This window comes from Acidovorax sp. FJL06, assembly GCF_003852545.1.
Classification (GTDB): Bacteria; Pseudomonadota; Gammaproteobacteria; order Burkholderiales; family Burkholderiaceae_C; genus Acidovorax.
In genome coordinates, this window is record NZ_QAJR01000042.1 from 1 (window position 1) to 21,442 (window position 21,442).

General features: G+C 67.8%; 16 protein-coding genes. 7 read left to right on the forward strand and 9 right to left on the reverse strand.

Going from position 1 to position 21,442, the window contains the following annotated elements; genetic code table 11:
• The first annotated feature begins 295 nt into the window (after nucleotides 1-295).
• Both DBV10_RS20175 and DBV10_RS20180 read left to right on the forward strand, forming a co-directional pair.
• Nucleotides 296-5,155, forward strand: a complete 4,860-nt coding sequence (locus tag DBV10_RS20175; RefSeq protein WP_124515351.1) for a PAS domain S-box protein — start codon at nucleotides 296-298, stop codon at nucleotides 5,153-5,155.
• Nucleotides 5,156-5,191: 36 nt separating this feature from the next.
• Nucleotides 5,192-6,322, forward strand: coding sequence for a two-component system response regulator (locus DBV10_RS20180; protein WP_124515352.1), 1,131 nt, complete (start codon nucleotides 5,192-5,194; stop codon nucleotides 6,320-6,322).
• A gap of 173 nt (nucleotides 6,323-6,495) precedes the next feature.
• Here DBV10_RS20180 and DBV10_RS20185 read toward each other — a convergent pair whose 3' ends face one another.
• On the reverse strand, nucleotides 6,496-7,449 hold the full coding sequence (locus DBV10_RS20185; RefSeq protein ID WP_124515353.1) for an inositol monophosphatase family protein: 954 nt from the start codon (nucleotides 7,447-7,449) through the stop codon (nucleotides 6,496-6,498).
• 161 nt (nucleotides 7,450-7,610) lie between these two features.
• Here DBV10_RS20185 and DBV10_RS20190 point away from each other — a divergent pair, with 161 nt between their 5' ends.
• A complete protein-coding gene (locus DBV10_RS20190) occupies nucleotides 7,611-8,393 on the forward strand; it encodes an RNA methyltransferase (RefSeq protein ID WP_124515354.1) in 783 nt (260 codons plus the stop codon).
• Between the two features lie 33 nt (nucleotides 8,394-8,426).
• On the forward strand, nucleotides 8,427-9,206 hold the full coding sequence (cysE, locus tag DBV10_RS20195) for a serine O-acetyltransferase (RefSeq protein WP_124515355.1): 780 nt from the start codon (nucleotides 8,427-8,429) through the stop codon (nucleotides 9,204-9,206).
• Between the two features lie 49 nt (nucleotides 9,207-9,255).
• Here the strand turns inward: cysE and DBV10_RS20200 are convergent, their stop codons facing one another.
• From DBV10_RS20200 to yjgA, 3 genes are all read right to left on the reverse strand, one after another.
• Nucleotides 9,256-10,275 (reverse strand): hypothetical protein, encoded by a 1,020-nt coding sequence (locus DBV10_RS20200; protein ID WP_124515356.1) that lies wholly within the window; start codon nucleotides 10,273-10,275, stop codon nucleotides 9,256-9,258.
• A gap of 66 nt (nucleotides 10,276-10,341) precedes the next feature.
• Nucleotides 10,342-10,944 (reverse strand): molybdopterin adenylyltransferase, encoded by a 603-nt coding sequence (gene mog, locus DBV10_RS20205; protein ID WP_124515357.1) that lies wholly within the window; start codon nucleotides 10,942-10,944, stop codon nucleotides 10,342-10,344.
• Entirely contained in the window at nucleotides 10,937-11,620 is a 684-nt protein-coding gene (gene yjgA, locus DBV10_RS20210) for a ribosome biogenesis factor YjgA (RefSeq protein WP_124515358.1), read from the reverse strand. Before yjgA ends, mog begins: the two co-directional genes overlap by 8 nt.
• Nucleotides 11,621-11,954: 334 nt before the next feature.
• Here yjgA and pmbA point away from each other — a divergent pair, with 334 nt between their 5' ends.
• Nucleotides 11,955-13,385 carry a metalloprotease PmbA gene (pmbA, locus tag DBV10_RS20220; RefSeq protein ID WP_124515359.1) on the forward strand — a complete coding sequence of 477 codons (1,431 nt, stop codon included), beginning with the start codon at nucleotides 11,955-11,957 and terminating at the stop codon, nucleotides 13,383-13,385.
• 76 nt (nucleotides 13,386-13,461) lie between these two features.
• Here the strand turns inward: pmbA and DBV10_RS20225 are convergent, their stop codons facing one another.
• Nucleotides 13,462-14,814, reverse strand: coding sequence for a PLP-dependent aminotransferase family protein (locus DBV10_RS20225; RefSeq protein ID WP_124515360.1), 1,353 nt, complete (start codon nucleotides 14,812-14,814; stop codon nucleotides 13,462-13,464).
• A 115-nt stretch (nucleotides 14,815-14,929) separates the two neighbouring features.
• Here DBV10_RS20225 and DBV10_RS20230 point away from each other — a divergent pair, with 115 nt between their 5' ends.
• Nucleotides 14,930-15,532, forward strand: a complete 603-nt coding sequence (locus tag DBV10_RS20230; RefSeq protein WP_124515361.1) for a DJ-1/PfpI family protein — start codon at nucleotides 14,930-14,932, stop codon at nucleotides 15,530-15,532.
• A gap of 144 nt (nucleotides 15,533-15,676) precedes the next feature.
• On the opposite strand, the gene DBV10_RS20235 is transcribed toward DBV10_RS20230, so the two are convergent.
• From DBV10_RS20235 to DBV10_RS20250, 4 genes are all read right to left on the reverse strand, one after another.
• Nucleotides 15,677-16,489 (reverse strand): aldolase/citrate lyase family protein, encoded by an 813-nt coding sequence (locus tag DBV10_RS20235; protein WP_124515362.1) that lies wholly within the window; start codon nucleotides 16,487-16,489, stop codon nucleotides 15,677-15,679.
• A 26-nt stretch (nucleotides 16,490-16,515) separates the two neighbouring features.
• The gene (locus tag DBV10_RS20240; protein ID WP_124515363.1) at nucleotides 16,516-17,988 is read right to left on the reverse strand and encodes an NAD-dependent succinate-semialdehyde dehydrogenase; all 1,473 of its coding nucleotides are present in this window, start codon (nucleotides 17,986-17,988) and stop codon (nucleotides 16,516-16,518) included.
• A 78-nt stretch (nucleotides 17,989-18,066) separates the two neighbouring features.
• Complete coding sequence (locus DBV10_RS20245; protein WP_124515364.1) at nucleotides 18,067-19,596, reverse strand: UxaA family hydrolase; 1,530 nt, start codon at nucleotides 19,594-19,596, stop codon at nucleotides 18,067-18,069.
• A gap of 93 nt (nucleotides 19,597-19,689) precedes the next feature.
• Entirely contained in the window at nucleotides 19,690-20,679 is a 990-nt protein-coding gene (locus DBV10_RS20250) for a tripartite tricarboxylate transporter substrate binding protein (protein WP_124515365.1), read from the reverse strand.
• Nucleotides 20,680-20,838: 159 nt separating this feature from the next.
• Between DBV10_RS20250 and DBV10_RS20255 the strand changes: the two genes are divergently transcribed.
• Nucleotides 20,839-21,442, forward strand: a 604-nt coding sequence (locus DBV10_RS20255) for a LysR family transcriptional regulator (protein ID WP_124515366.1), incomplete at its 3' end; no start/stop codon positions are given.

Genomic DNA, 21,442 nt, shown 5'->3' on the forward strand with positions numbered 1-21,442 from the left:
GCTATCTGTTTGGCCGGCCCGGGCCCGCGGGCGACATCCATGCTTTCCTGCACCCCGCCGGTTGATGGCCCTGTGCCACGGGCATGCGTGGTGTCGGTTGGCCAGGGCGCTGCAAGAAACTGTTCACGATCTCCCTGGGGCTGCAGCGCAGCGGTTTTTGCGGGATGGCATGCAGGGCGCGGTGTGCCGGGGGTAGCCCCGCGACGACCGCGCACCGCAACGCCGCAGGCCGTCCGCAAAAACCAGTTCTTGCCCGCCCACCGGGTGCGTGGCTTGTGTAGATGAAGGCATAGGCATGTTTTTTGACAAGGTGCTGGACCGCGAAGCCCCGGGGATTCGTGGAATTTTGCTGGTGCTGGCGGCGGCCTTGCTGGGCGCTTTGCTGGTGGTGCAGGGGGCGCTGCACTGGCGGGGCTCGGAGCGCGCGGCCGAGCGTGCGCGGCTGCTGCAGCAGACGGCCGATGCGCTGATGAGCCAGACCACGGGCGGCACCATGCTGGGCGCTGTATCGCTGCTGGGCCTGGGCGAGCCTTTGCTCAAGGAGATGGCCCTGGGCCGCCTGCCTCCCGACGATCCCGACGCCCTGGCCCGGCTGGCCGTGGCGCGCGGACGCTTCCTGGTCAGCGGCGTGTACGTGATGTCGGCGGACGGCACCGTGGTTGCGCACGAGACGGCGGGGGACCGGTCCACGGGCCTGAACCTGGCGTTCCGGCCCTATTTCCAGCAGGCCGTCCGGGGCGCGACCAGCGTGTATGCCGCCGTGGGCACCAACACGCAGGAGCGGGGCCTGTACTACGCCGCACCGTTGTACGACGGGGAGACGCCTTCGAGTTCCATCATTGGTGTGGTGATGTTCAAGGTGGGCTTTGAAGCCGTGGACCTGCTGCTCAAGCGCGTGGGCCAGCCCATGGTGCTGCTCTCGCCCCAGGGCGCTGCGTTTGCTTCCACGCGCCCCGAATGGCAGTTTGCCGTGGCCCCGCCGCTGACCCAGGCCCGCATTGACGCCATTCGCGCGTCCGGCCAGTTCGGCCAGTATTTCGAGAACGGGGTGGCGTCGGCCCTTCCGTTCGCTGCGGATGCGGGCGAAGTGGTGCTCAACGGTGCCGTCTATGCGGTGGCCCACCGCGCTATTGACTGGAATGATCCGGGGGGGGCGTGGCAGTTGGTGATGCTCGACGACATCAGCGTGTTGATGGCATCCAGCCAGCGGGTGCAGATCGGGGTGGCAGCGTTTGCCTTGCTGAGCCTGCTGGGCCTGCTGTTGCTGGACCTGCTGCGCAGCCGCGCGCGGGTGGCGACGGCCCTGGAGCGCTTTCGGGTGCTGGGCGCCGCGTTGGAGAGCAGCCCGGTTTCGGTGGTGATTACCGACGGCGAAGGCCTGATCGACTGGGTCAACCCCCAGTTCGAGCGCAACACCGGCTACACCCTGGACGAAGTGCGGGGCAAGAGGCCTGCGGTGGTCTCCAGCGGGCAGACCCCGGCGCAGACCTACCAGCTCATGTGGTCTGCACTGCTCTCGGGGCAGTCCTGGCAGGGCCATTTTGTGAACCGCCGCAAGGATGGGAGCACCTACCACGACGAAGCCACGCTGTCGCCGGTGTTTGACGCACGCGGCCGGCGCATCGGCATCGTGGGCCTGCACGAGGATGTGTCCGAGCGCATCGAGGCCCAGAAGGAGCTGGAGCGGCGTGAGCGCCTGCTCAACGAGTTGCTGGAGCAGCAGACCGCCATTTTTGACAATGCACCGCCCATCGTGCTGGTGTGCGATGGGCACTTCCGCCAGTTCAATCCGGCGTTCCTCGAACTCATGGGGGGCACGGCCTCGCAGCTGCTGGGGCAGGCCGTCTCTGTGCTGTTTGGCAGCCCGGGGCATTCGAGCCTGTTTACCTCCCGCGTTGCGCCCAGCCTGGCGGCTGGCGAGGCGCTGCGCGAGTCGGCCACGCTGTGCCGCCTGGATGGCAGCCGTTTCGAGGCCCGCCTGGCGGGGCGGGGCCTGAAGGTGGATGGCTTCAGTGTGGCATCCATCTGGGTGATCGAGGATGTGAGCGACCAGCGCCGCGCGGAACAGGCCATCCAGCAGACCAAGGAGCGCCTGGAGCTGGCCCAGGAGGCGGGCAAGATCGGCGTGTTCGACCTGAACCTGCTCACGGGCGAGATCCTGTGGTCCGACAAACTCGCGCAGATGATGGGCCTGCCCCCGGGTACGCAGCCGGATGGCCGTGATTTCTGGCTCAACTGCCTGCACCCCGAGGACCGTGCGCAGGCCCGGGCGTATTTTGACCACTGCCTGGCCGGCACCGAGGACCACCTGCGCGACTCTTGGCGCATCGTGCGCCCCGATGGCGAGGTGCGCTGGTTCCTGGAGGCTGCACGCATTTTCCGCAACGAGCAGGGGCAGCCCGTGCGGGTGGTCGGGGTCAATGTGGACATCCACGACCAGAAGCTGCTGGAAGAGCAGGTGGCGGGGCAGCTGGGCTTCCAGCAGGCACTGATCGACGCCATCCCTGTGCCGCTGTTCTACAAGGGGGCCGACGGGCGCTATGTGGGCGTGAACCGGGCGTATGAGCAGGCGTTTGGCGTGACGCGCGAGTCCCTGGCGGGCAAGACGGTGATGGAGCTGGATTTCCTGCCGCATGCGTCCCGCGTCCTTTTTGAACGCGACAACGTGCTGGTCCTGGGGGGGGAGCAGTCGGTGCACCGCGAGGTGGATCTGCCCTATGCCGATGGTGACATCCACCACACGCTGTTCTGGCTGCACGGGTTCTTGCGCGCCGACGGAACCCCGGGCGGCACCATCGGCACGTTTGTGGACATCACCGACCGCCAGCGCGCCGAGCAGGATCTGCGCCGTGCCAAAGAGCTGGCCGAGGAATCCACCGCGCTCAAGTCCAACTTCCTGGCCAACATGAGCCACGAGATCCGCACGCCCATGAACGCCATCATCGGCATGTCGCACCTGGCGCTCAAGTCGGGCCTGAGCCCCCGCCAGCACGACTACGTGAGCAAGATCCAGCAGGCGGGCCAGCACCTGCTGGGGGTCATCAACGACATCCTGGATTTCTCGAAGATCGAGGCGGGCAAGCTCGTGGTGGAGCGGCAGCCGTTCTTGCTGGACCGCATGCTGGAGAGCGTGTCCGACGTGGTGGGCTACAAGGCCGGCGCCAAAGGGCTGGAGCTGGTCTGCGACGTGGCGGGCGACGTGCCGCCCAACCTGGTGGGCGATGCGCTGCGCCTGGGGCAGATCCTCATCAACTTCGCCAACAACGCCATCAAGTTCACCGAGTCGGGCGAGATCAGCATTGCCGTGCGGCTGCTGGCGTCGGCGGGCCAGCAGGTGCACCTGCGTTTCGAGGTGCGCGACACCGGCATCGGCCTGACCGAAGAGCAGATGGGGCGCCTGTTCCAGAGCTTCCAGCAGGCCGACACCTCCACCACGCGCCGGTATGGCGGCACGGGGCTGGGGCTGGCCATCTGCAAGAGCCTGGCCGAGCTCATGGGCGGCGAGGTGGGGGTGGAGAGCGTGTTTGGCAAAGGGTCCACCTTCTGGGTGGCCGTGCCGCTGGAGCGCGGTGCGCCGGCCCGGGTGCTGCTGCCGCCGCCCGACCTGCGCGGCAGCCGCGTGCTGGTGGTGGACGACAACCACACGGCGGCCATCGTGCTGTCAGACATGCTGCACGCCATGGGGTTTGAGGTGGAGCAGGCCCATTCGGGCCTGGAGGCGCTGGACCGGCTGCGCGAATCCATGGCCCAGCACCGGCCGTTTGGCCTGCTGCTGCTGGACTGGCACATGCCCGGCATGGACGGCGTGGAGCTGGCGGGCCACATCCGCAGCCTGGGCATGGCCAAGGTGCCGCAAATGCTCATGGTCACCGCCTACGGCCGCGAGGATGTGATGCGCGCCGCGCGGGCCCAGGGCATCGAGACCGTGCTCATCAAGCCGGTCAACGCCTCGGTGCTTTTCGACACCCTCATGCAGCCGCTGGAGCATTCCACGGCGGGTGGACGCCGCACGGTGTCACCCGCACCGGCTGCCGACGAGCTGCCGCTGGAGATCCGGGGCGCCCAGGTGCTGCTGGTGGAAGACAACGAACTCAACCAGATGGTGGCCATGGAGCTGTTGCTGGATGCGGGCTTTGCGGTGGACGTGGCCGAAAACGGCCAGATCGCCATCGACCGCATCGAGCGCAAGCACTACGACGCCGTGCTGATGGACATGCAAATGCCCGTGATGGACGGCGAAACCGCCACCCGGGCCCTGCGCAGCAACCCCCGGCACGCCCAGCTGCCCATCATTGCGATGACCGCGAACGCCATGGAGGCCGACCGCCAGCGCTGCTTTGCGGCCGGCATGAACGACCACGTCGCCAAGCCCATCGAGCCTGCGGCCCTGTGGGCGGCCCTGGGTCGCTGGATACGGCCCCACGCCGGCTTGGGGGCTGCGTCCAAGGCGGGGGCGTCGCCAAGGCTGACAGGGGAGGACGCGGCCTTGCAGCCGCTGGCACGCAAGCCCGAAGCGCCCACCCCCGCCGTGCCCCTGCCCAGCGTGGCCGGACTGGATACGAATCTGGGCCTGCAGCGCGCCCTGGGCAAGCCCGGGCTGTATGCCGAGCTGCTGCGCCGTTTTGCCGAGGGCCAGGCACCGGTGCTGGCCGAGCTGCAGCAGGCACTGGCCGCCAGCAACCTGGGGGTGGCCGAGCGCCTGGCCCATACGCTGCGCTCGGTGGCAGCCAACATCGGCGCACCCCAGGTGTCCGAGCGCGCCCAGGCCCTGGAGCACGCGCTGCGGTTTCGCCATGGCAACGAGGCCATCGTCCACCTGCTGGCCGAGCTGCGGGCGGCCCTGGTGCCGGTGCTGGGGGGGCTGCAGGGTTGGATGGCCGAGGCGGTGGCGCAGAAGGCCTGGCCGCCCGCCGTCCCGCAGGGGGTGGATGGGGCGGCTGCGGCCGAGGCCCTGCAGCGCCTGCGCCATCTGCTGGAGCAGGACGACCCAGCGGCCACGGAGTTTTTCCAACACAATGGCACCATGCTCGGGGCGGCCTTGGGAAATGCCTTCAAGGCCGTTGAGATGCACACCCTGAATTTCGACTTCGAGCAGGCATTGGATGCCATGGCTGCAGTGCCGGGCGCCGAAGCCTTTGCCGTCCCGCCCCCTTGAGCGGACGGCCCCACGGCACAACACGCAGGACATTCCATGGACAACGCGCCCTTTGCCGCCCCCCAGGCGACACTCGTTGACAAGCCGATCGCCACGGTGCTGGTGGTGGACGACACGCCCGAGAACCTCACCCTGATGGGCAGCCTGCTGCGCGAGCACTATCTGGTGAAGGTGGCCAACCATGGCGAAAAGGCCATCAAGATCGCCCAGTCGGGCACGCCGCCCGACCTGATCCTGCTGGACATCATGATGCCCGAGGTGGATGGCTACGAAGTCTGCCGGCGCCTGAAGGCGGCGGCTGCCACGCGCGACATTCCGGTGATCTTCCTCACCGCGCGCTCCGACCCCGACGACGAACGCATGGGCCTGGCGCTGGGGGCGGTGGACTACATCACCAAGCCCATCAGCCCTCCCATCCTGCTGGCGCGGGTCAACACCCACCTGGCGCTCAAGGCCACGGCCGATTTCCTGCGCGACAAAAGCTCCTACCTGGAGCGCGAGGTGGCCATGCGCACGCTGGAGGTGCAGGCCATCCAGGACGTGACCATCATGGCCATGACCTCACTGGCCGAGACGCGCGACAACGAAACCGGCAACCACATCCGCCGCACCCAGCTGTACATGAAGGCGCTGGCCGAGCGCCTGCGCCACCACCCGCGCTTTGAGCATGTGCTGGGCGATCGCATGATCGAGCTGCTCTACAAGTCCGCCCCGCTGCACGACATCGGAAAGATCGGCATCCCCGACAGCATCCTGCTCAAGCCGGGCAAGCTCACGGTGGAAGAGTTCGAGATCATGAAGACGCACACCACGCTGGGCCGCAACGCCATCGACGAGGCCGAGCGGCGGCTGGGCATGCGGGTGGCGTTCCTGAGCGTGTCCAAGGAGATCGCCTACAGCCACCAGGAAAAATGGGACGGGACGGGCTACCCGCAGGGGTTGGCGGGCGACGCGATCCCCGTGTCCGCCCGCCTCATGGCCGTGGCCGATGTGTACGACGCGCTGATCTGCAAGCGGGTCTACAAACCCGCGTTCTCGCACGACCAGGCCTGCAGCACCATTGTGCGTGGCAAGGGCACCCATTTCGACCCGGACATGGTCGATGCGTTTGTGGACATTGCGGAAGACTTCCGCAGCATTGCGCAAAAGTATCCCGACCCTGCATAACCCTGCATTGACGGGTGGGGCCCGTTTGCTTGGCATACGCTTCGCGACTCTGAAGGGCCACCCCACCGTTTACGCTGAGGTTCTATGGTCGCAGTCAAGTCCTGACGGCAACCAACGCAGGGCTTCGACAACCTCAGCCCGAACGGTATTGAATCATCGAACGCGAACCCGTCTCAGAACGGCGCGTCTTCGCCCTTGGCGGCGTCGGCCTGTGGGGCGGCAGATTCTGCGGCGTCCGTGCCGTCATCTGCTTCCTGGGCGTCGGTGGCGGGCGTGTCTGCCGCCGCTGCCTGGCGCACGGCTGCCTTGTCGCCGGCACTTGCAAACTTGCTGTACTTGCCCAGGATGGGCACCAGCTGGCCGTAGATGCGCGGGGAACCCGCCAGGCACTCGCGCTGCTCCAGGAAATCGGCCTCGCCCGTGAAGTTGCCGACCAGGCCACCGGCCTCGGTCACCAGCAGCGAGCCTGCGGCCACGTCCCAGATCGACAGGCCGGTTTCAAAAAAGCCATCGGTGAAGCCCGCAGCCACATACGCCAGGTCCAGCGCAGCAGCGCCGGGGCGGCGCAGGCCGGCGGTGCGCTGCATCACGTCGGCCATCATGTTCAGGTAGCTCTTGAAGTTGTCGCCCGGGCGGAAGGGGAAGCCCGTGGAGATCAGGCAGTCCTTGAGCTGGGTGCGCTTGCTCACGCGGATGCGGCGCTCGTTGAGGTAGGCGCCACGGCCCTTGGTGGCGGTGAACAGGTCGTTGCGCGTGGGGTCGTACACCACGGCCTGTTCGACCTTGCCCTTCACGGCCAGCGCGATGCTGATGCAGTACACGGGGAACCCGTGGATGAAGTTGGTGGTGCCGTCCAGCGGGTCGATGATCCAGACGAATTCCGAATCCTTGGCGCCGTATTCCTTGCCCGACTCTTCGGCCAGGATGCCGTGGCCCGGGTAGGCCGTCAGCAGCGTCTCGATGATGATTTTCTCGGACGCGTGGTCCACCTCGGTCACAAAGTCGTTGATCTGCTTTTGCGAGATCCGCACCGATTCCACGTCGAGGGCCGCGCGGTTGATGATGGCGCCGGCGGCGCGTGCGGCCTTGATGGCCACGTTGAGCATGGGGTGCAGATTGGACGACATAAATTGTGGTGGTGGGCAGAGCGCCCACCACAGAAAAAAGGGGGAGGCACCGTGCGAATCAGGAGCGGATCGGCCCGGCCCGGCGATGCGGGCGGCGACAATGAGGGCGAGATTTTACCCGCAGAGCCCCTTTTTCACCTAACCGCCGTCATTGCCCTGCCATGAAGACCCGCTTTGTCCTGATCAACACCAGCCACGCCGGCAATGTAGGCGCCGCCGCCCGCGCCATAAAAACCATGGGTTTCGACGACCTGGTGCTGGTGGCCCCACGCTGGGCCAACGTGCTGCGGCGTGAGGAGACCATCCAGCGCGCCAGCGGCGCCCTGGATGTGCTGAACAACGCCCGCATCGTGGCCACGCTGGACGAGGCGCTCGACGGCATCAGCCACCTGTGTGCCACGGCCATGACCCCGCGCGACTTTGGCCCGCCCACGGCTGCGCCCCGGGCGCACTTCGAAATGCTCCTGAAAAATGAGCTGCCAGCGCAAGACCATAAAGCCCTAGAGGGCGATTTGAGTGAAATCGCGGGCGGCCAGACCGGCGTGGCCTTTCTGTTCGGCTCCGAGCGGTTTGGCATGGCCAACGAGGACGTTTACCGCTGCCATGTGGCGCTCTCCATTCCCACCAACCCCGGTTTTGGTTCGCTCAACCTGGGTGCGGCCATCCAAGTCATCGCTTACGAATGGCGCACGGCATTGGGTGGTTTTGCGGTCGAGAATGCCACGCCAGCCCGGGCCTTGGCCGATGCGGCCCAGGTGGCCGGCATGCTGGGCCACTGGGAGCAGGCGCTCGCCGACATCGGTTTCCTGGACCCCGCCGCGCCCAAGAAGCTCATGCCCCGCCTTAACCAGCTTTTCAACCGCGCGCAGCTGGCGCCTGAGGAAATCCACATCCTGCGAGGTGTCGCCAAGGCCATGATCGAATCCGCCAAGGCAAAACGCTAGACTGTGCTGCCCATAAACACATAACGAAAACAGATGTTTGCCCGCCTGCGTTCCGATATCCAGTGCATCCTTGACCGCGATCCTGCCGCGCGCAGCACGTGGGAGGTGATCACCTGTTATCCGGGTCTGCACGCAATCTGGCTGCACCGCCCCGCGCACTGGTGCTGGGGGCATGGCCTTAAGTGGCTGGGGCGTTTCATCTCCAACTTCTCGCGCTGGCTCACCGGCATCGAGATCCACCCGGGCGCCAAGATCGGCGAGCGCGTGTTCTTCGACCATGCCATGGGCGTGGTGGTGGGCGAGACCGCCGAGATCGGCGATGGCTGCACCATCTACCAGGGCGTCACCCTGGGCGGCACCTCGCTGTACAAGGGCGCCAAGCGCCACCCTACGCTGGGCAAGGATGTGGTGGTGAGTGCCGGCGCCAAGGTGCTGGGCGGCTTCGAGGTGGGCGACGGCGCCAAGATCGGCAGCAATGCCGTGGTCATCAAACCCGTGCCCCCTGGCGCCACGGCGGTGGGCATTCCGGCGCGCATCATCCCGTCCAAAGCGGGAGAGAGCGCCGACGTGACCGAGCCACAGCAGCCGCGCAAGTTCACCGCCTACGGCATCACGCAAGAGGACGACCCGCTCTCGCAGGCTATGCGCGGGTTGATCGACAACGCCTCATCGCAAGAGCACCAGATCGCGCTGCTCTGGCAGGCCATCGAGAAGCTGTCGGCCAACCCGCAGAACAAGGACTGCGTGCCTTGCGACGCTGCGCTCAAGGAGCAGTTTGAGGCGGGCAAGCTTAATGAGTTGGTGGGTAAGTAGGGGGCGACTGTGTATCGCCAGTGTTGTTTGTCAGCGCCGCCGCTGTCACCTATCCTTTTTTGTCGTAGAACTTGAGCAGCGGCGGGTCGAACAGTTCGTGATCCAGTTGCCACAAACCCAGCGGGCCGTGCAGAAACGGTATGGTGTACTCGCTGCCTACCGGGAACTGCTGCCAGTAGTCCTTGGCGCGCGGGAACCACATCACGGGTAGCCCCAGGTTCGGATCAACGGGCTTGAGCCGAGCGATTTCCACGACGCGGTAGCGGTACTCCTTCGAAGGTGCGTCCGCCAGCCATTGGTCCACCCGCTTGGCGCCAGGCAAGGCAGCGCCCAGGCAGGTTGCGGTCAACAGCGCGACCAGCCCCCAAGACTCCATGGACGGGACGCCACCACGGCGCAGCCATTGGAAGGCCAGGAACCCCAAGACACCCGTGGCGAGCAGTGTGGCCGCCATCACCAGGGGGTTGAAGATCAGCGAGACGATCTGGGCGTCGGTCAGCTCATAGCGGCTGATGACGAAGGAGTCGATCATGCTGAAGAAGAACAGACCGAAGAAGGCCACCATCGTGGTGATGCTGCGCGGGCTTTTCTCCAGCGCGAAATCGGCAGTGGTTTCTTCGCCAAAATCCAGCGCGGGGAAGGCGCTACTGAGTATGTCGCGCAGTGCTGAGCGCGACTGCAGGACGTTCCTGTTGTCTGCGCAAAAGAGCAGGCTCCCTTGCGGGCTGGCGCATTCAGCCCAGTAAAACGGCCCGCTGAACATCTGGCGGCCCAGCCAGGTGATGGTGACCTCGCTTTTGTTCAGGACGACCTCGAACTGCTTTTTGTTGCGGAGTCGAAATCCCAGAAAGCGGACTTTGTCATCGTCGTCGACGAGGACACCTGTGGCCTCGACCGGCGAAAGACGCCAGAAGCTGTCGTGGTAGCTGGGCCTTGCCAGGTGGATGCGCCAAAAGCGTTTACCCCGCAATGGCTTTACCAGGGCATCTTGCAGCTTCTTTTGTTGCCGGTTTTGCCACAGCACCCACACCAGGCAGGCCACCGCAAAAAGCTGAACGATATAGATCATGCAACCCTCCCCTCGTATCTGTTTGGCGCGATCTTATCGCGCAGAGGGAGAGGTGATGGGCGGCCTTTACGGCTTGGCGGCCCGCACGGCGTTTTTGGGTCGAAACGCTTTGCAGACCTCGTCCCGCGTTTCCAGGTACGGCCCGCCAATCAAATCCACGCAGTACGGCACGGCGGCGAAGATGCCGGGCACGATCTGCTGGCCTGCGGCATCTTTCAGGCCTTCCAGCGTCTCCGCAATCGCCTTGGGCTGGCCGGGCAGGTTGATGATGAGGCACTGGCCCCGGATCACGGCCACCTGGCGCGAGAGGATGGCGGTGGGCACAAACTTCAGGCTGATCTGGCGCATCTGCTCACCAAAGCCTGGCATTTCCTTGTGGGCCACGGCCAGCGTGGCCTCGGGGGTCACGTCGCGCAGCGCGGGGCCGGTGCCGCCGGTGGTCAGCACCAGGTGGCAGCCGGCCACATCCACGAGTTCGACGAGGGTGGCGCTGATGCCCGCCTGTTCGTCGGGGATCAGGCGCGGCTCAAAGCGGATGGGGTTGTGCAGGGCGCGCGTGAGCCAGTCCTGCAGCGCGGGCAGGCCCTTGTCTTCATAGACGCCACTGCTGGCCCGGTCGCTGATGGAGACGATGCCGATCTTGACGGGGTCGTGCAATGGCTCACTCATCGCCGTTTTCCTCATCCTCGCCTTCGCCTGTACCGCTGGCGTCTGCCGTGCCCGTGCCGCCCAGGTGCTCGCGCACCAGTTGGAACAGCTCGCGGTAGGCGCGGCCCTTGCGGGGCGCCAAGCCTTGCGAGACCTGGACATTGGCCTCTTTGCCGGCGGGTTGGGCGTCCTTGCGGGCCTGGCGGATCAGGGCGCGCAGCTGCTGGGTGTCGGTGCTGGGGTGCTCGGCCATCCAGGCGGCCAGCGTGTCATCATCGGCGATCAGGCGGTCGCGCCATTGTTCGGCCAGGTGCAACTGCAGCTTTTCGGTGGCCGAGCCCTTGTGCTGCTCTTCCAGCGCCTGGCGGGCGGCCTCGACCAGTTCGGGGTCGAGCTTGCGCATGAGCTTGCCCACGTACTGCATCTGGCGGCGCTTGCCTTCGAAGTTGGTGATGCGCTTGGCCTCGGCCAGGGCGTCTGCCAGCTTGTCGGGCAGGCCCACGGCGTCGAACAGGTCGGCGCGCAGGCTCAAAAGCTCCTTGCCCAGGTCTTGCAGTTCATCGCTCTCGCGCTTGAGATCGGTGCGGCTGGCATCGGGCGTGCCTTTGAGTTCGGCCTTGAGCTGAAGGTCCAGTTCGCTGCCTTCGGCAACAAAATGGCCCTTCACAAAGTAGCCTTTTTTGGGTTTGCGTGACATGGGGTGGGGGCAAAAAACAAGTGGCGCTAAGAGCCTGTTTACGATCTCGCAGGGGTCGCGTTGGAGCGCAATCGGGATGAGTGGATGCAACGGGTGCGCCGCATGGGCTCATGCCCATGCAAGCAGCCGGGGCGTTCAATCGCCCGATTTCGCTCCAACCCTCCGGGCAGCGGTCTTTGCGGGCGGTCTGCAGCGTTGCGGCGTTTGCCAATAGCCGAGCTATTGGCTGCGCGCCGCGCCTTGCACACCATCCCGCAAAGGCCGCTGCGCGACCCCTGGGAGGTCGTGAACAGGCTCTAAACGCGCCACAGCGGCAAGTATCATAGCTGCCGCTATGAATAAACCCTCCAAACGCGCCCCGCGCACCCCCGGCGCGCCCGCAGCTGCCACCTCCCGCACCCCTGACAGCGGCTTCAGCTACAGCCGGCCGTTCTTTGAAGAGCTGGTGGACCGCGCCCTGGCGCATGCCAAAAAGCTCGGGGCCACCGATGCGGGCGCCGAGGCCTCCGAAGGCTGCGGCCTGTCGGTGAGCGTGCGCAAGGGCGAGCTGGAGAACGTGGAGCGCAACCGCGACAAGTCCCTGGGCGTGACGGTGTACCTGGGCAAACGCCGGGGCAACGCCAGCACCTCCGACTTCTCCGCCCAGGCCATCGAGCAGACCGTGCAGGCCGCCTACGACATCGCCCGCTTCACGGCCGAAGACCCCGTGGCCGGCCTGCCGGACGCCGACGACATCGCGCCCGAGCACACCCACCGCGACCTGCAGCTGTTCCACCCCTGGGCCATCACCAGCGAAGACGCTGCGCGCATGGCCATGGCCTGCGAGGCCGCCGCGCTCAAGACGCACCGCCGCATCACCAACAGCGAAGGCGCGGGCGTGTCGGCGCAGCAAAGCCATTTCTTCAGTGCCCACACGCGCGGCTTTCGCGGCGGCTATGCCAGCTCGCGCCACAGCTTCTCGGTCGCGCCCATTGCCTCGCTGCCCGGCAAGAATGCCGAGATGCAGCGCGACGCCTGGTACAGCTCCATGCGCGACGCGACCGAACTGGCCTCGCCCGAGGCCGTGGGCCGCTATGCCGCGCAGCGCGCCCTGAGCCGCCTGGGCAGCCGCAAGATCCCCACCACGCAGTGCCCCGTGCTGTTCGAGTCCACCCTGGCCGCAGGCCTCTTGGGTGGCTTTGTGCAGGCGGTGAGCGGCGGCTCGCTGTACCGCAAGAGCAGCTTTTTGCTCGACTCGCTGGGCAAGATGGTCTTCCCCAAGCACATTGACATCCTGGAAGACCCCTTCATCCTGCGCGGCAAGGGCAGCTCGCCGTTCGACGAAGAGGGCGTGCGCGTGGCGCCGCGCAAGGTCGTCAAGGGCGGTCGGGTGGAGGGCTACTTTCTGTCGAGCTACTCGGCGCGCAAGCTGGGCATGAAGACCACGGGCAACGCCGGCGGCTCACACAACCTGACGCTGACTTCGCGCCTGACCCAGCCCGGCGACGACCTCGATGCCATGCTGAAGAAACTGGGCACCGGCCTGTTCGTGGTCGAACTCATGGGCCAGGGCGTGAACTACGTGACCGGTGACTACTCGCGCGGCGCGAGCGGCTTCTGGGTGGAGAACGGCCGCATCGCCTTCCCGGTGCACGAGATCACCATCGCCGGCAACCTCAAGGACATGCTCAAAGGCATCGAGGCCGTGGGCGCCGATGTCTACAACTACGGCGCCAAGTCCGTGGGCTCGGTGCTGGTCAACCGCATGAAGGTGGCGGGCAGTTGATGCGCTGAAACCGCGCTGCACGCAGCGTGCCGCCAAAGGCTCCTGCGTCCGCCGGAGCCTTTTTTCATGGCCGTGCTCAGCGGTCCGTGTGGTCTTGCACCACCCGCTGGACCGCCGACAGCGCGGCGCGCAGGGTGTCGGGCGGCACCGAGCCCAGCGCCAGCCGCAGCGCATGGGGCACCTGCCGCGCGGTGGCGAAAGGCTCGGCGGTGGACACCGCGACGCCTTGCGCGAGCAGGGCCGCCGCCACGCGGTCGGCGCGCACCTCTGGCGGCAGGGGCAGCCAGCTGAAATAGGCGTTGGCGTGGCCCACCAGTGGCAGCCCGGCCAGTACCTGGCGCGCGATGGCCTGCCGGGCGGTGGCGTCGCGGCGCTTTTCCGCCTCCAGGCGGCGCACCGTGCCGTCCTGCAGCCAGCCGCAGGCCAGCGCGGTGACCACACCGGGCGTGTTCCAGGTGGTGGCGCGGATGGCGCGCTCCAGCTGCGGCACCCAGGCGGGCGGCGCGGCGGTAAAGCCGAAGCGCAGGCCCGTGGCCACGCTCTTGGACAGGCCGGAGACGTAGACCGTGGCCTCGGGCGCGAAGCGGGCCAGGGGCGGCGGTGCGTCCTGGGCCAGGAAGGCATAGGCCGCGTCCTCGATGGCCACCAGGCCATGCTGGCGCACGATGGCCGCCAGGTCCTGCCGCCACGGTGCGCTGCAGACCCAGCCCAGCGGGTTGTGCAGGGTGGGCATGGTGTAGACGGCTTTCACGCGCCGCCGCGCGCACAGGCGCCGCAGCGCGTCGAGGTCGGGGCCCTGGGCGCTGCCGTCTGCCGCGGCGGGCAGCGGCGCCAGCGTGAGGTGCAGCAGGCCCGCCAGTGCCTTGAAGCCGGGGTAGGTGAGCGCGTCCACCGCCACCACGTCGCCGGGCTGCAGCAGGGCCATGCAGGCCACGGCCAGGCCGTGCTGTGCGCCGTCCGTGATCAGCACCTGCGCCGGGTCCACGGCCAGGCCGCGTGCACTGGCCAGGTGCTGCGCCACACAGGTGCGCTCGTGCAGGCGGCCGCCATGGGGCGCGTAGCGCAGCAGGGCTTCCAGGTCGCCGCCCGCCGCCAGGTGGCGCAGGCCGGCCGCGAGCAGCCGGGCCTGCCCGGGCAGCGCGGGGTAGTTGAAGTTCAGGTCCACCACGCCCGTGGCCACCGCTTGCTGGTCCACCGCCAGGCCCGGGGGCACGGCGGTCTCGCGCACGAAGGTGCCCCGGCCTACCTCGCCCGTGGCCAGGCCCAGCGCCCGCAGCTCGGCATACACCCGTGTGGCGGTGCTGAGCGCGATGCCATGCCGGAGCGCGAGCGCGCGGTGCGTGGGCAGGCGGGTGCCGGGCGGCAGGCGGCCGCTGCGGATCTGCGCCGCAAGCTCGTCCACCAGGGGCTGGAACAGGGGGGATGTCATGGTGCGAGTGGGGGGCGAAGGTGTGCTCAGGACAATTATTTGATTGTATGGAGTGCGCTGCCTACGATGCCCGCCTGTTCCTCCACCCCCAAGGCGCCCTTTGGGCGCACACGCCATGCACATTGCCATCCTTACCTTCGACGGCTTCAACGAACTCGACTCGCTCATCGCCCTGGGCATCCTGCACCGCATCCAGCGGCCCGGCTGGCGCGTGAGCCTGTGCTGCCCCACGCCGGAGGTCACGTCGATGAACGGCGTGACGGTGCGCGCGCAGTCCCTGCTGGAGGAGGCGCGCACGGCCGATGCCGTCATCGTCGGCAGCGGCGTGCGCACGCGCGAGGTGGTGGAGGATGCCGCGCTGATGGCGCGCCTGGCGCTGGACCCGGCGCGCCAGCTCATTGCCGCGCAATGCTCCGGCACGCTGGTGCTGGCCAAGCTGGGCCTGTTGGGCACGGTGCCGGCCTGCACCGATATCACCACCAAACCCTGGGTGCAGGCGGCAGGTGTGGAAGTGCTGAACCAGCCGTTCTACGCCCGGGGTCATGTGGCGACGGCCGGGGGCTGCCTGGCCTCGCCCTATCTGGCGGCCTGGGTCATTGCCCGCTCGGAGGGGCTGGAGGCCGCCACCGCCGCGCTGCACTACGTGGCGCCGGTGGGCGAAAAGGAGGCCTATGTGGCCAATGCGCTGAGGTTGATCGGGCCGTATCTGCCCGCTTGAACCTGCGGGTGGGCGGGCGGGCCCTGCCAGCCCACCCACCCTGTTTGCCCAGCGCTTGACCGGGGGCTGCTGCATTGGAGCGCCCCGGCTTCGACAGGCTCGGCCCGAACGGATGGAGGGGGTGGCGCCTTGCCACCTGAGCGATCAATACGCCGCGCTGGCCCGGGCGGGGGCGGCGGCAGTGTCACCGCTGCCGCCGCCAAACTGCGCGCGCAGCTTGCGCGCCGTGTTCACGAACATCAGCACGTCCACGCCCACGGCCACGAAGCTGCAGCCCAGGTCGAGGTAGCGCTGGGCCAGCGCCGGATCGGAGGTGAGCGTGCCCGCGGCCTTGCCGCTGGCGATGATAGTCTTCATCGCCGCTTCGATGGCGGCCTGCACCTCGGGGTGGCCGGGGTTGCCCCGGTGGCCCATGGATGCGGCCAGGTCGGCCGGGCCGATGAACACGCCGTGCACGCCCGGCACCGCGCAGATGGCATCGAGGTTCGCCAGCGCCGTGGTGGTCTCGGCCTGCACCAGCAGGCAGACCTCGTCGTCGGCCACGCTCAGGTAGTCGGCGCGGGCGCTCCACTGCGAGGCGCGGCCCACGGCGCTGCCCACGCCGCGCGTGCCCAGCGGGGGGTACTGCGTGGCGGCCGCCAGGGCGCGGGCTTGGCTTGCCGTGTCCACCATGGGCACCAGCAGGGTCTTGGCGCCGATGTCCAGCATTTGCTTGATGAGCGCCGGGCTGCCCTCGACCACCCGCACCACGGGCTGTGCGGCGTGGGCGGCGGCGGACTGCAGCGCGGCCAGCGTGCTGCGCACATCGTTGGGCGCATGCTCGCCGTCGATCAGCAGCCAGTCGTAGCCGCAGGTGGCGGCCGCCTCGGCCAGGTAGGGGTCGGCCATGGACAGCCACAGGCCGATTTGCGGGTGGCCGGCGGCCAGGGCGGCCTTGAAGGGGTTGTGTGCGGGCATGGTGTTCTCGTTCGTGGTGAAGCCGGTCAATCCAGCAAGCCTTGGCAGATGTATTTGGTGTGCAGGTAGTCGTCCAGGCCGTGGGTGGAGCCCTCGCGGCCGTAGCCCGACTCCTTCACGCCGCCGAACGGCGCAGCCTCCGCCGAGATCGCACCTTCGTTGATACCGACGATGCCCGTCTCCAGCGCATCGGCCACGCGCCAGATGCGCCGCACGTCCTGGCTGTAGAAGTAGGCCGCCAACCCGAAGGGCGTGTCATTGGCCGCGGCCACCACCTCGGCTTCGTCGTGGAAGACGGTCAGCGGCGCCACGGGGCCAAAGGTCTCCTCGCAGGCGCAGGCCATGCTGGCATCGGCGCCAGTGAGCACCGTGGGGGCGTAGTAGGTAGCGCCGAGGTCCGTCAAACGGCGGCCACCCGTGAGCACCTTGGCGCCCTTGGCGACGGCATCCTGCACATGGCGCTCGATCTTTTCCACCGCGCGGTCGTTGATCATGGGGCCGATCTGCGAGGCCGGGTCGCTGGCCGGGCCCACCTTCAGCGCGCCCACGCGGGCGGCCAGCTGGCTCGCGAATTCCTCATGCACCTGGGCATGCACGAACACCCGGTTGGGGCACACGCAGGTCTGGCCGCCGTTGCGGAACTTGGCGGCCATGAAGCCGTCCACGGCGGCGCCGATGTCCGCATCCTCGAACACGATGAAGGGCGCGTTGCCGCCCAGCTCCAGCGAGAGCTTCTTGAGCGTATCGGCCGATCGGCGCGCCAGGTGCTTGCCCACGGGGGTGGAGCCGGTGAAGGTGATCTTGCGCACCCGGGCATCGTCGAGCCACAGGTCCACCACCTCGGGCGTGTTCTCGCGCGAGGCGGTGACGATGTTCAGCACACCCGCCGGCACCCCGGCCTCGTGGGCCAGCAGTACCAGCGCCAGCGACGTGAGCGGTGTGTCTTCCGCCGGTTTGCAGACCACGGTGCAGCCTGCGGCCAGCGCCGGGGCGATCTTGCGCGCGATCATCGCGGCCGGGAAGTTCCACGGCGTGATGGCGGCCACCACGCCCACGGGCTCCTTCAGGGCGAACATGCGCCGGCCGGGCACGGGGGCGGGGATGACCTCGCCGTTCATGCGCGTGGCTTCTTCGGCGAACCATTCGATGTAGCTGGCGGCGTAGGCCACCTCGCCCTTGCCTTCGGCCAGGGGCTTGCCCTGCTCCAGGGAGATGAGCGTGCCCAGGTCGTCCTGGTGCGCGAGCACCAGGTCGTTCCAGCGCTTGATGATGGCCGCGCGCTGTTTGGCCGGCAGCTTGCGCCAGGCGGGGAAGGCGGCATGGGCCGCATCGAGCGCGGCACGCGCCTCGGCGGCGCCGCTGTCGGGCACGGCGGTGATGGCGGCGCCGGTGGCGGGGTCGGTCACGTCCAGCCGGGCCGCGCTTGCAGCGGCCGTCCACTGGCCGGCGATGAAGTTGGCGCTGCGCACAAGTTCGGCGCGGGAGAGGGTCAGGGGCATGGTGCGGAGGGTTTGATTAAAAATGGCCTCTATGGCTTGTCCATCAAGCGCTATAAGCTATTGTTTGTATAGCAATCTTCACGAAACGATGCCCAGGTGCCAGGGCACGAACTCGTGGTCGCCCAGGCCCAGCAGCTCGCTCTTGGTCTGTTCGCCGCTCGCGTGGCGCAGGATCTGCTCGAAGATCTGCTGGCCCAGCTCGGGCACCGTGAGTTCGCCGTCGATCACCACGCCGCAGTTGATGTCCATGTCTTCTTCGAGGCGCGTGAACATCGGCGTGTTGCTCGCGAGCTTGATGGTCGGTGCGGGCTTGCTGCCGAACATGGAACCGCGCCCGGTGGTAAAGCAGATGAGCTGCGCGCCGCTGGCGATCTGGCCGGTGGAGGCCACGGGGTCGTAGCCCGGTGAGTCCATGAACACGAAGCCGTTTTCGGTGATGGGCTCGGCGTATTCGTACACCGCGCGCAGCGGCGTCGTGCCGCCTTTCATGGCGCTGCCCAGCGACTTCTCGAAGATGTTGGCCAGGCCGCCGGCCTGGTTGCCGTGGCCCACCACGCCGTTGAACTGCGCGTTCTGGCCGGCGGTGTAGCGCTCCCACCAGGCCAGGCGGTCGAGCAGCTTCTGGCCCACCTCTGGGGTGATGGCGCGGCGCGTGAGCATGAATTCCACGCCGTGGATCTCGGGCGTCTCGCTCAGGATGGCCGTGCCGCCGTGGCGCACCAGGATGTCCATGGCCGCGCCCAAAGCCGGGTTGGCGGTGATGCCCGAAAAGCCGTCCGAGCCACCGCACTCCAGGCCGATCTTGAGGTGGCTGGCGCTCACCGTGCTGCGCCGCGCGGCGTTGGCCTCGGGCAGAATGGATTCGATGGCGGCGATGCCCGCCGCGATGGTGGCGCGCGTGCCGCCCACGTCCTGCATCACCAGCGTGCGCATGAGCTTGCCTTCCTGCAGTCCCTGCGATTCCACCAGCGATGCGACCTGGTTGCGCTCGCAGCCCAGGCCCACGATGAGCACGCCCGCCAGGTTGGGGTGGCGCGCGTAGCCGGCCAGCGTGCGGCGCAGTACATCGAAATGCTCGCTGGGCGAGGACATGCCGCAGCCGCTGGTCTGCGCGAACGCGGCCACGCCGTCCACGTTCGGGAACGCGGCCAGGCGCTCGGGCGTGAAGTGCGCGGCGATGTTCTTGATCACGGTGGCCGAGCAGTTCACCGACGACAGGATGCCGATGAAGTTGCGCGTGCCCACGCCGCCATCGGCGCGCACAAAGCCCTGGAAGGTGGCGCGCTGGTCCTCGGGCACGTACTGGACGGGCTGCACGTCGGCGCCGAAGGCCGGGTCGCGGTAGTAGTCCACCAGCTGCAGGTTGTGGCTGTGCACGTAGTCGCCGGGTTCCAGGTCGCGCGTGGCCACGCCGATCACGGTGTCGTACTTCTTGACCTGCTCGCCTTCTGCGATGCGGCGCGCGGCGATCTTGTGGCCCGCAGGCACCTGGGCGCGCGTGCGCACGCCGAGTTCGGGAATCTCCTGGCCCAGCGCCAGCGCGGTCTTGGCGACCAGCACGTTGTCGTGGGGGTGCAGGTGCAGCAGGGGGCTGTCATTGCGGGGCATGGGGGGCTTTCATTGTTGTCGTCGTGGTGCTGCCGTGCGCGTGCTGCATGCAGGCGCCAGGGCCGGCCGTGCCGGCTGGCGCTCCGGGCCGGGTCAGCTCTTCATCAGCTCGCGCAGCTTGAGTTTGTCGATGAGCACGGTCTCCTTGGCGTAGACCGCGTTCACGTACTTTTCGTAGTCGGGGCCGTCCAGGTACAACAGCGGCGCATCGAGCTTGTCGGCCACGGCCTTGAACTCGGGGCTGGCCACGGCCTGTTTGAAGGCGTCGCGCAGCTTGGTGGCCACGGCCGGGTCCAGGCCCCTGGGGGCGCCGATGCCGTTGGGCGCATCCACCACCACGTCGTAGCCGGACTCGCGCAGCGTGGGAACGTCCTTGAAGCGGGCGGTGCGCTGCTCGCCCCAGGTGGCCAAGAGGCGCAGCTTGCCGGATTCCACATGCGGCGCCCACGAGCTGGAGTCGGCCAGCGCGTCCACATGGCCGCCCAGCACGCCCTGCAGCGCCTCGGCGCCGCCCTTGTAGGGCACATGGTTGAGCTGGATGCCCGCCACGCTGGCGAACTCTTCCATGCCCACATGCGTGGCGCCGCCCACGCCCGCATGGGCGTAGCTCACCTTGCCGGGGTGGGCCTTGGCGTAGGCCACGAAGTCCTTGAGCGTCTTGAACGGCGAGCTGGCCGGCACCGCGAGGCCGAAGGTCTGGCCCGAGGTGCGGGCGAGGTAGGTGAAGTCCTTGCGCGGGTCCGCCTGCAGCGTGCCCAGCTGCGAAAAGCGCGTGACCGAGATCGGGATCTGGCCGATGGTGTAGCCGTCGGGCTTGGCCGAGGCCAGCGCCTTGGAGCCGATCATGCCCGAGGCCCCCACCTTGTTCTCCACCGCGATGCTCTGGCCCAGGATGCGCCCGGCCACGGTGCACAGCGTGCGCATGGACTGGTCGGCCGTGCCGCCCGCAGGCCAGGGGCAGATGAAGGTGATGGGGCGTTCGGGCCAGTTCTGTGCGAACAGGTCGCGGGATGTGGCGGCCAAGGCGCCGGCGCTCAGGGCGCCCAGCACCAACTGGCGCCGCGCGATGCGGGGTGTCTGCATGTCTTGTCTCCGTGGGTCGTTGTGCGTTCAGGCCCCATTGTTGAAAATCACCGCATAACAATCCAATGAAAATATCGACTCTCTTCATTGCAAAATGGTTATGAAGAAAAGACCTCTCTTTTCACAATCCCTGCACCTTCTTTCCACCAAGGCACCACGATGGCACAGATTGACCGTGTTCTGCGCAGCAACCTCAAGCTGAGGCACTTGCAGATGCTGGTGGCGCTGGACCAGTTCCGCCACCTGGGCCGCGCGGCCGAGTTCCTGTCGGTCACGCAGCCGGCTGTCTCCAAGACCCTGGCCGAGATCGAGGGCATGTTCGGCCTGCCGCTGTTCGTGCGCTCGACGCGCGGCACCGAGCCCACGCCGGCGGGCGCCAGCGTGGTGCACTTTGCGCGCTCGGTGCTCGCGGGCTATGAGCGCACGCGCGACGAGATCGCGGCCGAGGCCAGCGGGGCCGCCGGCCGCGCCAGCGTGGGTGCCATGGTGGTGGCCACGCCCGTGCTGCTGGCGCAGGCGGTGGAGCGGCTCAAGGCGCGCTCGCGCCACACCACGGTGCTGATCGAGGAGGGCGACCTCACGCGCCTGTTGCCCAAGCTGCGCCTGAGCGAGCTGGACCTGTTCGTGGGCCGCCTGGAGCCCGGCTATGCCTCGCCCGACCTGGAGACCGAGGCGCTCTACCACGACCCCATGGTCGCCGTGGTGCACCCTGCCCACCCGTTGGCCCGCAAGCGCAAGGTGCTGTGGGCCGACGTGGCCGCAG